Below are 12,650 nucleotides of genomic sequence, written 5' to 3' on the forward strand. Positions count from 1 at the left end.
CTCTGGTGGCACGGTCCGCCTGCGATCCTCAAAGGATGGATGGACCGCGTCTTCGTAAGCGGAGGCCTCTACACCAGCCGGATGCGCTACGGCGCGGGCTACTTCAGGGGACGACTCGCCATAGTATCCGTGACCACCGGCGCGCCGCGCGCCGCCTTCGGCCCGGGAAGCCGGGGCGGAGATTTCGAGACAATGCTCTGGCCGGTGCAATATTCGCTGCACTACATGGGCTTCTCGGTTCTACCGCCCTTCATTTCCTATGGAGTGCAGGGGCATGGCTACAGCTACGAAGACCAAGGTCGCTTGGAAGAGAGGCTGAGGGGAAACCTCACAGCCTGGACCTCCCACCTCGGAGGGTTGGGGGACGTCGAACCGCTTAGGTTCCCTGACTGGCCCGACTGGAACGAGGACGGCAGCGCGACCGGATAGCGGCGCCAACCAGGGGCTCGCACCGCGTTCCGGGTTCAGAGGGCAGGGGTCTCGTCTTCGGGCGCCGGCGCGGGAGTTGCGGCGCGCAGGATCGCCTCCTGGCGGCGCAGCGCGATGACCTGGGTCTCGTCGATCCCGTACCCGAGCTCCGACAGCGCCTCGAGCCGGCAGGTCCAGCGAAGTGCGGCGATCCGGTGCGCCTCCTCGAGCGCGTCGATCTGCGGCATGACCGGCTCTTCGATCGCGGCCCGAAGCTCGGCCTCTCCCATGTCGCTCCAGCGGTCCCAGCCCCAGTTGAGCGCCCGCAGCAGCGGGTCCGGGCAGTCGTCCGCCTCCGAGACGATGCGCTGGACCAGCCCGAAGAACTGCATCGAGAAATGGCGAGGCGGCTCCTGATCCTCGACGTCGATCCGGCACTCGCCCGCCTCGTCGAGAATGCGCGGCTGCGGCGCGCCGGAACTCTGCGCGCGATCGAGCGCCCGCATCATCGGGTCATGATGCGTGACGCTGTAGGAGATGCGTCCCTCGAGGCGCAGTCCCGCCTGGCTTCGGCTGAGCGAGACGCCGTCGCGCTCGAATTTCAGCGTGACGATGCCGGCATCGGCCCGCATCCGGGGACATGTCCGGATCCCGGCGTCGGCGAGCGCGGCGATCAGTCCGGGAAGATGATCCGCGCGTGCGGCGATCTCCCGGATCTCCTGCCGCAAAGCGATTTCGGCGGTCATGGATCTTGGTCCCTCATGATTTCCGGATCTCCCGAATAGTCGTGGCTCACCTTGGAAATGCAAAATCGCATTTCACGGCGACGGAACGTCGTCGCATTCGACGACCCGGACGGTGTTGCGGACCTCTCCGACCCCGCGGATATGCGGACGGCGCCAGGTCAGCTCCCCGTTCCGGGCCACGAAGAGATGGCCCCGCACCCAATGGGCGCGGCGCTTGCCGGAGGCCGTGGCGGCATCGCCCATCGCCGCGAGATGGTTTCGGCCCTCGGCGCCGAGCTTGATGCGAGTGACGGTCCGCTCCGGCAAGGGTCGGCCCTCGCGAACGGCCCGCCGTCGCTGCTGACGGCTGTAGAGCGGTTCGCCCTCTTCCCGGACAACCTTCTCTTCCCGGCGAAGAGCCGCGAAGGCGAAGAGGACCTGAAAAACGTGCATGGAGAGATGTTCCGACGTCTCGAGCCGGTCCTGAAGGGCTTTCGGGTTCGACGCGGCCATGTCCGTCAGCGCTTCCGGATGATCGAGGCGCGCCAGCGGGGGGCCATCCAGCGGAATACGCGTGGTGATCGCATCAAGCAGCAGGTCCCCGGATCCGCGAAGGGTCAGCAGCCGGACGGACAGACCGGCTGCGTCCCGCTCGACCATCGCGGCGATCCGGTTCTCGTCACCCGGATAGCTGATCTCGGCGTAGATCCGGTCGAAGGGAACAAGACCTGTTTCCATCGGAATTCCCGCCCGGATTGTGCTCTTTGCGATGTCAAAGAGCGCGCGCGTCGCGCTGCTCTCGAAGAGCAGCAACTGGGCGCCCTCGAGCCGGCTTGTGTAGCTCTCCACGACGGCCGGGGCAAAGTCCTCGAAGTCGAAGGGGGTCCGGCGAACCTTCTCGGCCAATGCCATGAGCTTGTCGTGGATCAACATTCGGCTCTCCTTTTCGCATTATACGATAGATCCAACAATTATTTTCGCAACTCAAAACATGAGGGTGGTAGTACCGAGTGTGCTCCTGTTGCGAGCGCGCCCGCTCCATAGCAGGCGCGCCCGAACCTTGCCTCGATACTCTTAAAACGGGTCGGACACTCCGAAATCTTCCGGGGAATTGAAGTCGCCGGGTTCCGGGTACGAACCGCCTGAGCCGCCGAAATCGCTGCCCCCGTCGCTGCCCCCGTCATCGTCGTCGAAATCGTTGGCACCGGGGAAGTCGATGAGGCCATCATCGGTTGTTCCGAACGCCGCCTCCGCGGATGCCAGATCGGCGTCCTCGTCTCCTCCATCGTCATTGAAATCGTCGGTCGTGGCGAAGTCGATGAATCCGAAGCTGTCGGCCCCGAACTCCTCTTCGGCGGCCGCGTTCGCGGCATCGGACGCGCGCTCCTCCCGGATATCGAGCCGAACGGATGCGCCCTCACTGACGGTCGGTTCGTCGGTTCCGAACAGGCTGTTCTCGAGCATTCCGGGGATCGCGGCCGGATCGTTCTCGCTCAGCACCTGGATGTTGCGGTTGAGCACGTAGCCCGGCGCGGGCGTAAGCTCCGGTTCATCAATGATGAAGTGATCGAGATCGGCCGCCTCGAACGCCCTGTTCTGGATCTCCCGTGAGGTCAGCCCGGACTCCAGGACGACGTCCGGGTTATCCGGTCTGGTGATCCGGTCGATGCCGGAGGTGGCCGTATTGAGGCCATCCGCCACCCGGTTTGCCCTGCTTGCCGCATCCCCGATGCCCTGGAGTGAAGGCGGAAGATTGCCGCTTTCGACCAGCGCGGTGCCGATGGTCTCGGCGAGGTCTTCGCCTAGCTCTAGGTTGTTGAGTTCAGCCATGACCGAGGTCTCCAATGTCATTCCAGAAACTCGCCAGATCCTCCATGCGAGTGCTCTCAGCCTTGACCTTGTCTCTGGCGCCAATCAACGTCAGTGCCGATATCGCGTCACACTGCGCGCAACTTCGCGCGCCGCATTTCCCGGAACGGTTTTCCCACATGGCCATGACCTCGGAATCATGTCCTGGCGGTGAGGCATGCGGAGACGAAATAGTCGCGTGGGATGAGGAGGTTGAGGTGGTCTACGCCATCGACGCCAGCTCCGATTCAACGCTGGCGGGAATCCGCCCTCAGATAGACGCGGTATTGGCGGATATGCGCGAGCTGACCGATCTCGATATCACGTTCGACGCCCGCGAAACCGGATCGGACTTCCGCGGCATCGGGATAATCGAGCTCTCGCGGGATCTCGCCCGCGCGCTCGACGAGGGGGCGGCACCGGGCCTACGGCCCGACGGGTCTTTGTCCCTGGTGGACATCCATGACCGCGGCGGGTGCATCGGCACGCTCTACTACTCGGATGCGGATGCGCCGGTCATCGTGCCCGAGCTGGGGGTCGTGTTTCTCAACGATCAGCTCACCGGCGAGGATCGCGCGCAATGCCTCTGGGAGGAAATGGCGGTGGTCTTCGGGCTCCGGAACGATCCACCGGAACAGGCCTCGCTGTTCGACGGGGAGAACTTCCGGGATGGGGAGGACGGCTTCGGGTATTCGAAAGAAACCGAGGCCATGCTCGCGGCGATCTACGAGATGGCGCGCCGGGAGACCGGGGACATTGCAACATTGACAAAAGAGCTGTGCAACGCGGAGTAGTTTCCGCGCGCACGTCTGTCGCGATTCAGATAGCCAGATCGGCGCCCGACTCTTCGCCCAATTCTTCGACCCGCTCGGCCATCCTGGCATTATGCCACGCAACCGCATCGAGGTCCGGATCCATCTCGAGCGCAGAGAGTAGCGATCCCGCTCTTGCAGTGTTGTCCGGGCAAGCGACCTCGACCCCCATGATCCGGTCCCAGCCTTCGCCGTCCTCGATCCCCTGGAAGTATGCCTGCATGGCCTCCTCGGAGCCGAAGAACTTGATCGAGATGCCCCCGAAGTCGTCCGGACCGATGGGCGCCCCTTGGCTGAACGCGGAGGTGTAGTCCCTGCCGAAGGCCACCACGGTCCGGAACGGCTTTTCGGACGGTGCCGCGGATGGTGCGGCCGGCTCCTCGGCCGCCTTGAGCGTCGCCATCAGAGCGGCCTGGTTCTCGAAACCGAGCACCTTGGCGATACCGTCGATCCGCTGCAGATGGGAGAGCTTCGAGACGCCGGGATCGGCCATCAGCTTCGACAGGGCGGATACGCGCGACCGGGTGAGATAAGTGTCCATTGGAGATCCTCCATAAAGGTCCGGCACCGAGTGCGCCCCGTGACTCGCTGGACCCTTGGGAAGGTTGTCCGTGCGACGGAAGATGCAGAGCGGTTTGGCATGGCTTTCGCCGGGGCTGCCCGGTTCGCTCCGACCGTCCCATGATCATATAAAGGCAAACTGAACTTGCAATGCGTTTTTCGCAGTTAGCATATATGCTCTCGGTAAACCCTGCTGGAGTCCGAACATGAGCTTTCTCGACCATCTTAGGAAACACCCGGAGGCGATGTTCCTCGCCAGCTTCGGCACCATCCTTGTCGCCGGAACCGCCGCCGCGGTCATCGGCGCGGCGCAACCCGATGGAGTGGCCGCCTATGTGAAGGCCGCCAACGGAATCCAGGTCGCGACCCCCGACAAGACCGCCGCGCAGATTGTCATGACCGAACACCTGCTCGGTGTGGGGCAGGGGATGCGTGACATCGCGTGGTCGAACCCCGAGATCGAAGCGCGGCTGGATGTTCTCGAGGCTGCTCAACCGGCCGACCTCCGGGACGGGCTGCGCGATGTCTGGGAGAGCGGCTACGAACAGGGCAAGAGTGGCCAGTGGTCCGACACCGCTCTCGACGGTTATCTCACGGCAGTCGAGATGTCGCGCGCCGAGATGAACAGCCTCCACGCGGCGGCGCGGGCGGCGGATCCCTTCGAGGCGTTCTCTCCGTCGATCGCCTCCGCGCAACTGGCCGCGGAACTCGGATCACCTTCGAGCGCGCCGTACCTTGCGCAGGCGGCCGAAAGCCTCCTTGTCACGGATGAGACCGCGTTCGACATCATCGCCAAGCGTATGAGCGCCGAAAGCCTGAACGACACCGCTCCGATCCGGCTCGCGGCCTCCGAGGTGGGCACCATGCAGATGCTGCCGGACGATCTGTTGTCGGCGTCAGCGGCCGCGCGGATCGTGTTGGATACTCCCGAGCGCGGAACGGGCATCGATCCGTCGGGTATCGTGTCGCCTGCGGAGCCGGGCCGAGCGCTCGAAACGCGGTCGCATGGGATCTCGCTCGACCGGCCCCGGATCGAAGTCCAGCTGACCCAGGACGGCATCGCGATCGCGGACCCGTTCGGAGAGGCCCCGGTCCAGGTGACGCTCGAGCGGCAGGCCATCCCGATCACCCTCGAGGCCGAGCGCAAGGCGATCACGTTCGACCCGTCTTACCTGACCGAAATTGCCGAAGATCCGTTCGGCGAAGCGCGGGACGCAGACTCCGACGTCGACGCCGGGCCCGAACTCTGATCGATAAGGGTGAATTCTGCGCTGAACTCGCTTATGCTTCCATTATGAAAAATGCCGTCACGTTGTCCGAGCATAAGGCACACCGCCGGGACGCCCGCATCGCTGCTGTCGCGGCTTTGCGCGAGGATCTTGCGACCTACGCGGCGCGCCATGGCGGCGCCTTTTACATCTTCGGGTCCGCCGCGCGTGGCGAACTCAGGCATGACAGCGATGTCGACGTTCTCGTCGACTTCCCTGAAACAGTCATGCCCGAGGCGCTGAGATACGCGGAGGACGCATGTCGGTCTCGCAGACTGCCCTGCGACGTTATCGACACGGCGACGGTGTCTGATGCGTTTCGCCAGAAGGCACTCGCAGCGTCGGTTGCCCTCCCTTGACAGACGCCCGCTGGCTCGAGGTCTGGGACGACGCCGAACGCGCCGCTCGCCATTTCCGAAATGCGGCGACGCTGTTCGACGAGGGCGGATTCGATCGCCCCGGAATGGACGGCTATCGATCCGAAATGGCGCTCATGCACGCGATGCAGTCCGGTCACACATTGCTCGAGAGTTGTCTGTTGCGCATTCTGAAGATCTTCGACGAAGAAAAGCCTGCAGGCGACAGCTGGCACGCCGATCTCTTGGCACGAGCGCGCAAGACTGTCGGGGCCAGGGCTGCCATTCTCGACCCGGAAGCTTTCAAGCATGCAGACGAAACGCGCCGTTTCCGGACGGTTGCGACGCGTAGCTACGACGATTTCCAGCTCGCCGGAGCCGAGAGGGCCATTGGCTCGGCTCGATGGCTCGCCGAGGTCTTTGAAGACCTGATCCGGGATTACCAGGCCCGGGTCGACCCGCCATCGGACGACCTCGATCGTTGACGACGGGCCGGCGTCAAAGCCCTTCCGCAAGACGCCGAACCGCATCCCCCAGATCGAGAGGCCGCTTCTCGTCTCCTCTCTGCAGCATGACCTGGCCGGCCTCCGCCTCCCGCTTGCCGATTACCATCTCCGCCGGGATGAGCCGCTCACGCGCCATCACGATCCGCCGCGACAGGCTTTCGCTCTCGGCAAAGAGCGCCGGCCTCAGCCCGGCCGCGCGAAGCGCGTCCATCGCCGCCCGCGCGGGCCCGAGCTGCGCGTCCGCGATGGGCAGCACCGCCACCTGGTCGGGCGCGAGCCAGAAGGGCAGGCGGCCTCGGTGGTGCTCGAGCAGGATCCCGATGAAGCGGCCCATCGACCCGAGGACCGCGTGGTGCAGCATCACCGGCACCTCGCGCGCGCCGCTCTCGGCGATGTAGCTCGCGTCCAGGCGCGACGGCAGGACCATGTCGAGCTGGATGGTGCCGCATTGCCAGGACCGGCCCTGCAGATCGCGTAGCGCGAACTCGAGCTTCGGGCCGTAGAAGGCGCCCTCGCCGGGCAGGAGATCGGGCTCGAGCCCGGCCGCGCGCGCCGCCCCGAGCAGCTGCGCCTCTGCCGCATCCCAGTCCTCCTCGGAGCCCGCCCGTTTCTCGGGGCGCAGGCTGAGCGCCACGTCGAAGTCCGGAAAGCCGAGATCGGCGTAGACCTCCTTCAGCAGGCCCACGAAGCGCGCCACCTCGGGCTCGATCTGCGCCGGCCGGCAGATGACATGCGCGTCGTCCTGCTCGAAGCCGCGCGAGCGCATCAGCCCGTGCATCGATCCCGAAGGCTCGTCGCGGTGGCAGATCCCGAACTCGGAGTAGCGCGCCGGCAGGTCGCGCCAGGAGCGGTGGCCCGCGTTGAAGATCTGCAGGTGGCAGGGGCAGCTCATCGGCTTCAGGGCCAGGTCGCGCCCCTCGGGTCGGGGCACCGCGAACATGTGCTCGCCGAACTTCTCCCAGTGGCCGGACTTCTCCCAGAGGTCTTGGGGCAGGAGCTGCGGGCTGCGCACCTCCTCGTAGCCGAGCGCGCGCATCTTGCCGCGGATGTAGTCCTCGAGGGCGCGGTAGATGCGCCAGCCGGCCGGGTGCCAGTAGATCATCCCCGGCGCGTTCTCCTCCATGTGGTAGAGGTCGAGACGCCTGGCCAGCATGCGGTGGTCTTCGTGTTCCATATCGGTGTCCTTGTCGGATGGAGACAGCCGGGACCCGCATGGCAAAACAAAACCCCGCGCGGATGCCCGGCGGGGTTGGGGTGGTGAGGATGTTAGATCAGCTCACGACCTGAGAACCCGCCTGATTGGCGTGGTGGTCGTGGTTGTGGCGAGAGCGATCCTGATCATCATGACGAGGATCATAGGGCGCGGGCTCGGGGGGATCAATGATAACCTGCGAAAGTTGAACCGGTCGATAAGTTCAAGTCGATTGATGCGAGCAAGCGAGATCAGGGGGCCCGCGTCGGGGACGAGCAGGCGGATCATCGCAGCTCTCCGAGCTCGACCAGTCGCCCGCGGAGCAACGGCAAGGCGCCAGCGACCTCCTCTGCGACCTCTTCGTCCGTGCCTCTCGGGAGATGGAACCCTGAGCCCAGCAGAGCCGCGCTGAACGCACGATAATCATGAACCCCAATGCCATCCATGCAGTCTTCCCGTCCGATCAGGCCATCCTGGTACGCACGGAGAAAGTCCGCCGTCGTCACGAGCTTTTTGGTCATCTGGTACCCTCCAAACCCGAATGTAGTACCGCAGCGCCAAGACGCGAAGTGCCGTAGTTAGCTTCGAATACGGATTTTTCTCGACTCGGCGGCGGTCGGGTGGGCGGCGAGCGCAACCTTTGCCGAGCACCTTGCCGTGCTCGGGCGGCGCTGGTCTTCCCTGATGCCGGGGCATCTCGGTTTTCTGTGGAGAACTGCATCGAACCAGCCTTCCTCCATGATGTGCGAAAAGACGATGAGGTTGAACTGGCTTATACTGCGCTGAACAACTGAGCATTCCTGCGAGGACTCCGCAAATGTATGACATACCCCCTGTGCGCATCACCAAACTCGAGCCTGGCGAGTATGGCCCCTTCCTGCTGGATTATGCGAAAGGAAAAGGGATGTGGCGCCTGAGGGCCCCAGACGACTTCCTTCGCCTGGTGACAGGCGGCGGCGTCAACGCAATTGACGCGCGGTACTTTACCGAAAAGCAGTCCAAAAAAATTATGGCCTCCATGAACGCACGCCTCGCGGAAATGGACCTCGTAAAGAGCCTGGAAGCTCCCATCGTCCCGGGTCTCAGGTTCAACGCGACAGAGATCGGGACATGGTCCATCGAGGGCGACTACCTGACGGCATTCTCCGCACTTGTGCCCGCGTTCAAGACCAACTCGCGCGCCGGGAAGCGCAGCGGCCACTACGACGATCGTATCTTTCTCACGAACGGCCAGGTGGTTTCCATGTTGCCAGACCTCGCCGCCGCGGCGCCGCAGATCGAGCGCATGCTTGATGCTCCCTTCCCGGAACACGATGGCCTGAACTGCTATTCGGCCAGGAACGGCGATGGCATTGCGAAAGGCGCCCTCCCGCAGCTGATCCGCTATGATCCGGCATTCGGCGAGTTCCGCACCGCAAAGTGGGCGGGCGGCGTCAACCTGGGGATCAGGTATGGCTACTACTACTGCGCCTTATCCGACCTTCAGGATTTCCGGGCTGAAATCAGCGGCTTCATCACCGCTTTGAACAAACGGTCGGAGGATGTCGAGAAGCGGTACGGCAAGATCTCGATCATCGTCGACGCAGGCCTCGATCTGACCCCTGAGGAGGACCATCAGGACGACATCACGTTCGATGCTTGGGGCCCCTATCTCAGGTTCTTGTCTCCGTACATTCCCGGATGGAGCAGCGTGATGAGAAACATGGATTTCATCTGGAACGCTGAGTGGAAGGCCTGGTGCTACCCGGTAGACGCAAACATCTACACGGACGCGGAGTTGATCGGATTGATCGTGGGCCTGCATAGGGCCGTTGGGCGCTATCGATCGGAAAGGTCGATGCGTGGAGACGGCTAGTGTGCCCTATGGCTCAGGGCTCCATCCCTGAGCCATAGATCTTGTTCCAGGCCTCGAACTCCTCGAGATCGAAGGTCTCGATTGTTTCGTCGCTCCACTGGATGACACCCGGCTCCGTCGGCATAACCTCGTATTCTTCCTTGACCTCGATCTCGCCGATGTCCTCGAACTCGCCCTCATCGACCGAGATAGCTTGGTCGAGCATCGCCTGAACGTAGAGTTCCGCCGCCTGCTTCGGACTCTCGGCGGCCACGCGCCAGTGGCTGTCATCGACCGTTTCGCGATGTCCCACCATGTAAAGCTTCATTGTCGGCATCCTCGTTCTTTGTCGGGTCAAGCTAATGCGTCTTCGAGAAAACGAAAACCGATTGCATCCGACACAGAGTGACAGCAATCTATTTTCGCATAACGAGATGAATGTCGAGGGGGCTGACATGACCGAGAACGCGGCACGCATCGCCGACAACCGCCGGGCCCGCTTCGACTACCACATCGAGGACGATCTCGAGGCCGGCATCATGCTGACCGGGTCCGAGGTGAAGGCGCTCCGCCTTGGCGGTGTGAACATCGCCGACAGCTACGCCGCGGTCGAGAACGGCGAGCTCTGGCTCGTGAACGGGTTCATCCCGCGCTACGAGCAGGCGGCCGCGTTCGGTGGCCATGAGGAGCGGCAGCGACGCAAGCTGCTGGTCTGCAGACGTGAGCTCGCCCGGCTGTGGAATGCCACCCAGCGCCAGGGCATGACCATCGTGCCGCTTTCGCTCTACTTCAACGAGCGCGGTCGGGCGAAGCTGAAGATCGGCATCGCCAAGGGCAAGAACAAGGCCGACAAGCGCGCCACCGAGGCGAAGCGCGACTGGGGCCGCGAGAAGCAGCGCCTGCTGAAGCAGGCAGGTTGAGCCATGGGTTACGACATCGTCTCCCCGATCCCGACGCGCGCGACGCGCGCCGCCAACGAGACCTTTGCCGAGAAGACCCGCCGCGAGGTGGGCCTCGAAACCGGCTTCGATCTCGGGCGGCTCTGCGAGATCAACCGGGGCCGCGTCCAGATGGTCGGCCCGCTCGACGAGGTGCAGGGGCGCGCGCTCGACATCGCGCCCGACGGCGCCTTTACCGTATATCGATCCAGCCTGCGCTCATCGCTTGGCAACCACATGATCATCGCCCGCGAGCTCGGGCATGTCCTGCTGCACTGGCCGAAGGTCCGGGCCGCGCATCCGGGCGCCGGCATGTACGTGCCTTGCCAGAGCGACGACGAGGCGATGCTGCGCTGCAAGTGGGAGGCAACCTGGTTCGCCCGCGCCTTCCTGATGCCGGAAGCCGAGTTCCGGGAGGCCTGGGAGCGGGGCGGACTTGAACACACGCGGGCCTTCTTCGCGGTGACCGCGGAGCGTGCCCGCGAGCGTGCGGCGCAGCTCGGGATCGAGTCCGTGCCGGAGCCCTGTCCACATACCTGAAAGGGCTGAAGTCGAAAGCGAACGCGACTGGGCCAGAGCTGCTCGGTCCGGGCTGCCGCAGGTGGCGTGCTCACGTACCCTACAAAAGAATCTCTGTAGGGTAGAGATTTCCAAAGCCATTGACGTGAATCGCCGTCAGGCTTGCGGTCTGCCGCGGTTCTCCAGCCATACAGACAAAAATCCAAAATTGTCTATAACAGCGCCATCTCGGACTTCGATTATGGGCTTCTGAACGCAAGCTCATCGTCGCCCGAGACGTCAGGCTCGAGTTCGGCCAGATGCGCGGCCACCGTCTCCGCGTAAACGACCGGATCGGCGAAGAAGATGTCGACACCGCCGGGCCGCGCCGCGGTCACCTCCACGACATGCGCCCGTTCGGTCCCGTCCGGCCCCTCGGCCGATGCGACATCGATCGCACCCGAGACCAGCGGGTAGTCGCGGAGAAGCCGTTCGACCGCCTCGCGCTGCCGCGCCAGCCGCTCCGGATCCGCGTCCTCGAGCTCCGACCATGGGGTACGTGCTTCGCGTCGGCGGTTGGCCGGATCGAGAAGAAGCGCCGGATCCTCGCCGCAGAAGAAGAGCGGGCTCTCTCCCGCAATCTCTCCGGCTACGACCAGGAACCGGCGCTCGTGGTGGGTGTCGCGGTTCGGATGAACGAGGACCGGGTCGGTGCCGTTGACGCGGATGTGGTCCTGGCTGATCCCGAAGCTCGAGCCCGGCGCCAGGAACCGCTTGCGGTTCGACGGATCGAGCATGTTCCGGACAGCAGCACCGAGACCGGCGCGGCTCAGCCGGTCCATTTCCGCCTGCACCTTGCAGGCCGGCACGATGACGGAGCCGCCGAGCGCCTCCTGGACGAATGCGTTGTGGTAAGGCGCCCTGCGCAATGCCATCGCGGCGGTCCGCTCCTCATAGGGGTCCGGGCCCCAGAGCGGGCCATCGCCGCGGAACGCGTGCAGCGAGCTGTACGGCTGAATCCGCTCACCGAGCGCGGAACTGAGCGCTGCGAAGAGCATCGCATCCGCGAGCCGGATATCCGGCTCCATCTGGTGCAGCGGCGGGATGTTGTAGTGGATCTTCATCAGGGGGTCATACCGGTCTCGGCCGGCGCCCGGTCCCGCGGGAAAAGTTCGATCTCATGCTCCGCCGCGATATCGCCGAGCCGCTCGGTGAGCCCGCTCACGCGACCTGAAATCGCAAGGCAGGCGTTCACCTCCTCGAGGATCTTCGGTCCGGCATCCGGATGCCGGATCGCCTCCCACGGGATGACCGCGACCTGCACGCTCGGATCGATGGCGCGGATGGCCGCGGCCTTGGCCTCCACCAGCTCGGTGCGCCCGTGCTTGTGCAGACAACCGCCCAGATCCTCGTCGGTGGTCCATGCGACCGCGAGATCGATGTCACCGACGATCGTGCGCGAACGCCCTATTTCAAAGAAGAGCTGACCTGTCGCGGCCTCGAAGCGGTATCGTGGCTCGAGTGCGTTGGGCATTGCTGATCCTTCCATTTTCAAGTCAGTTATTCGCATAGTATGCCAGCGCCGGGGAAACGCGAAGCGATATCCGTCTCGGGCAGGCGTTGTCAGCGTGGTGCCGAGGCAACATTACCGTGCGGGGGCAGTCGCGTGTCGTGCATCGACACGGACCGCCGCGCTAACGCTTT

17 protein-coding genes are annotated in these 12,650 nt (G+C 64.3%); 8 read left to right on the forward strand and 9 right to left on the reverse strand.

Annotation, left to right across the window (positions count from 1 at the left end; all coding sequences use genetic code 11):
- A partial coding sequence (locus OCH239_RS17020) for an NAD(P)H-dependent oxidoreductase (protein WP_037265274.1) occupies positions 1-429 on the forward strand: 429 nt, incomplete at its 5' end.
- Positions 430-464: 35 nt separating this feature from the next.
- Here the strand turns inward: OCH239_RS17020 and OCH239_RS17025 are convergent.
- The 3 genes from OCH239_RS17025 to OCH239_RS17035 form a co-directional block, all read right to left on the reverse strand.
- Positions 465-1,154 (reverse strand): hypothetical protein, encoded by a 690-nt coding sequence (locus tag OCH239_RS17025; RefSeq protein ID WP_037265276.1) that lies wholly within the window; start codon positions 1,152-1,154, stop codon positions 465-467.
- A 72-nt stretch (positions 1,155-1,226) separates the two neighbouring features.
- Positions 1,227-2,066 carry an AcrVA2 family anti-CRISPR protein gene (locus OCH239_RS17030; RefSeq protein WP_037265279.1) on the reverse strand — a complete coding sequence of 280 codons (840 nt, stop codon included), beginning with the start codon at positions 2,064-2,066 and terminating at the stop codon, positions 1,227-1,229.
- 141 nt (positions 2,067-2,207) lie between these two features.
- Positions 2,208-2,963, reverse strand: coding sequence for a hypothetical protein (locus tag OCH239_RS17035; RefSeq protein ID WP_037265282.1), 756 nt, complete (start codon positions 2,961-2,963; stop codon positions 2,208-2,210).
- 236 nt (positions 2,964-3,199) lie between these two features.
- Between OCH239_RS17035 and OCH239_RS17040 the strand changes: the two genes are divergently transcribed.
- On the forward strand, positions 3,200-3,775 hold the full coding sequence (locus OCH239_RS17040) for a hypothetical protein (protein WP_037265284.1): 576 nt from the start codon (positions 3,200-3,202) through the stop codon (positions 3,773-3,775).
- Between the two features lie 25 nt (positions 3,776-3,800).
- Here the strand turns inward: OCH239_RS17040 and OCH239_RS17045 are convergent, their stop codons facing one another.
- Positions 3,801-4,334, reverse strand: coding sequence for a hypothetical protein (locus OCH239_RS17045; protein ID WP_037265286.1), 534 nt, complete (start codon positions 4,332-4,334; stop codon positions 3,801-3,803).
- A gap of 226 nt (positions 4,335-4,560) precedes the next feature.
- Between OCH239_RS17045 and OCH239_RS17050 the strand changes: the two genes are divergently transcribed.
- From OCH239_RS17050 to OCH239_RS17060, 3 genes are read left to right on the forward strand one after another with little or no spacing between them, the layout of a single operon-like run.
- Positions 4,561-5,604: a hypothetical protein gene (locus tag OCH239_RS17050; RefSeq protein ID WP_157577922.1), complete on the forward strand. Its 1,044-nt coding sequence runs from the start codon at positions 4,561-4,563 to the stop codon at positions 5,602-5,604.
- Between the two features lie 44 nt (positions 5,605-5,648).
- Positions 5,649-5,981, forward strand: coding sequence for a nucleotidyltransferase family protein (locus OCH239_RS17055; protein WP_037265290.1), 333 nt, complete (start codon positions 5,649-5,651; stop codon positions 5,979-5,981).
- Positions 5,978-6,463, forward strand: coding sequence for a ribonuclease toxin HepT-like protein (locus tag OCH239_RS17060; RefSeq protein ID WP_037265292.1), 486 nt, complete (start codon positions 5,978-5,980; stop codon positions 6,461-6,463). The genes OCH239_RS17055 and OCH239_RS17060 overlap by 4 nt, the downstream gene beginning before the upstream one ends.
- Before the next feature lie 13 nt (positions 6,464-6,476).
- Here OCH239_RS17060 and thrS read toward each other — a convergent pair whose 3' ends face one another.
- Positions 6,477-7,658, reverse strand: coding sequence for a threonine--tRNA ligase (thrS, locus tag OCH239_RS17065; RefSeq protein ID WP_051489559.1), 1,182 nt, complete (start codon positions 7,656-7,658; stop codon positions 6,477-6,479).
- A 302-nt stretch (positions 7,659-7,960) separates the two neighbouring features.
- Positions 7,961-8,197, reverse strand: a complete 237-nt coding sequence (locus OCH239_RS17075; RefSeq protein ID WP_037265296.1) for a hypothetical protein — start codon at positions 8,195-8,197, stop codon at positions 7,961-7,963.
- 296 nt (positions 8,198-8,493) lie between these two features.
- On the opposite strand from OCH239_RS17075, the gene OCH239_RS17080 reads away from it, so the two are divergent.
- Entirely contained in the window at positions 8,494-9,531 is a 1,038-nt protein-coding gene (locus OCH239_RS17080) for a hypothetical protein (RefSeq protein WP_037265299.1), read from the forward strand.
- 13 nt (positions 9,532-9,544) lie between these two features.
- On the opposite strand, the gene OCH239_RS17085 is transcribed toward OCH239_RS17080, so the two are convergent.
- A complete protein-coding gene (locus OCH239_RS17085; RefSeq protein ID WP_037265301.1) occupies positions 9,545-9,838 on the reverse strand; it encodes a hypothetical protein in 294 nt (97 codons plus the stop codon).
- A gap of 127 nt (positions 9,839-9,965) precedes the next feature.
- Between OCH239_RS17085 and smpB the strand changes: the two genes are divergently transcribed.
- Both smpB and OCH239_RS21790 read left to right on the forward strand, forming a co-directional pair.
- Positions 9,966-10,430 carry an SsrA-binding protein SmpB gene (smpB, locus tag OCH239_RS17090; RefSeq protein WP_157577923.1) on the forward strand — a complete coding sequence of 155 codons (465 nt, stop codon included), beginning with the start codon at positions 9,966-9,968 and terminating at the stop codon, positions 10,428-10,430.
- Between the two features lie 3 nt (positions 10,431-10,433).
- The gene (locus tag OCH239_RS21790) at positions 10,434-10,988 is read left to right on the forward strand and encodes an ImmA/IrrE family metallo-endopeptidase (protein WP_051489560.1); all 555 of its coding nucleotides are present in this window, start codon (positions 10,434-10,436) and stop codon (positions 10,986-10,988) included.
- Positions 10,989-11,206: 218 nt separating this feature from the next.
- Here the strand turns inward: OCH239_RS21790 and OCH239_RS17105 are convergent, their stop codons facing one another.
- The gene (locus OCH239_RS17105) at positions 11,207-12,070 is read right to left on the reverse strand and encodes a hypothetical protein (protein WP_037265305.1); all 864 of its coding nucleotides are present in this window, start codon (positions 12,068-12,070) and stop codon (positions 11,207-11,209) included.
- Positions 12,070-12,480 (reverse strand): hypothetical protein, encoded by a 411-nt coding sequence (locus tag OCH239_RS17110; RefSeq protein ID WP_037265308.1) that lies wholly within the window; start codon positions 12,478-12,480, stop codon positions 12,070-12,072. Before OCH239_RS17110 ends, OCH239_RS17105 begins: the two co-directional genes overlap by 1 nt.
- Positions 12,481-12,650: the final 170 nt, after the last annotated feature.

Origin of the sequence: Roseivivax halodurans JCM 10272 (genome assembly GCF_000521785.1) — a bacterium.
Taxonomy (GTDB): Bacteria; Pseudomonadota; Alphaproteobacteria; order Rhodobacterales; family Rhodobacteraceae; genus Roseivivax; species Roseivivax halodurans.

Coding starts and splice junctions, on each gene's coding strand:
- OCH239_RS17055 (WP_037265290.1), top strand. CDS start 5,649: ATGAAAAATGCCGTCACGTTGTCCGAGCATAAGGCACACCGCCGGGAC.
- OCH239_RS17105 (WP_037265305.1), bottom strand. CDS start 12,070: ATGAAGATCCACTACAACATCCCGCCGCTGCACCAGATGGAGCCGGAT.
- OCH239_RS17030 (WP_037265279.1), bottom strand. CDS start 2,066: ATGTTGATCCACGACAAGCTCATGGCATTGGCCGAGAAGGTTCGCCGG.
- thrS (WP_051489559.1), bottom strand. CDS start 7,658: ATGGAACACGAAGACCACCGCATGCTGGCCAGGCGTCTCGACCTCTAC.
- OCH239_RS17110 (WP_037265308.1), bottom strand. CDS start 12,480: ATGCCCAACGCACTCGAGCCACGATACCGCTTCGAGGCCGCGACAGGT.
- OCH239_RS17025 (WP_037265276.1), bottom strand. CDS start 1,154: ATGACCGCCGAAATCGCTTTGCGGCAGGAGATCCGGGAGATCGCCGCA.
- OCH239_RS17035 (WP_037265282.1), bottom strand. CDS start 2,963: ATGGCTGAACTCAACAACCTAGAGCTAGGCGAAGACCTCGCCGAGACC.
- OCH239_RS17045 (WP_037265286.1), bottom strand. CDS start 4,334: ATGGACACTTATCTCACCCGGTCGCGCGTATCCGCCCTGTCGAAGCTG.
- OCH239_RS17075 (WP_037265296.1), bottom strand. CDS start 8,197: ATGACCAAAAAGCTCGTGACGACGGCGGACTTTCTCCGTGCGTACCAG.
- OCH239_RS17085 (WP_037265301.1), bottom strand. CDS start 9,838: ATGAAGCTTTACATGGTGGGACATCGCGAAACGGTCGATGACAGCCAC.
- OCH239_RS17050 (WP_157577922.1), top strand. CDS start 4,561: ATGAGCTTTCTCGACCATCTTAGGAAACACCCGGAGGCGATGTTCCTC.
- OCH239_RS17080 (WP_037265299.1), top strand. CDS start 8,494: ATGTATGACATACCCCCTGTGCGCATCACCAAACTCGAGCCTGGCGAG.
- smpB (WP_157577923.1), top strand. CDS start 9,966: ATGACCGAGAACGCGGCACGCATCGCCGACAACCGCCGGGCCCGCTTC.
- OCH239_RS21790 (WP_051489560.1), top strand. CDS start 10,434: ATGGGTTACGACATCGTCTCCCCGATCCCGACGCGCGCGACGCGCGCC.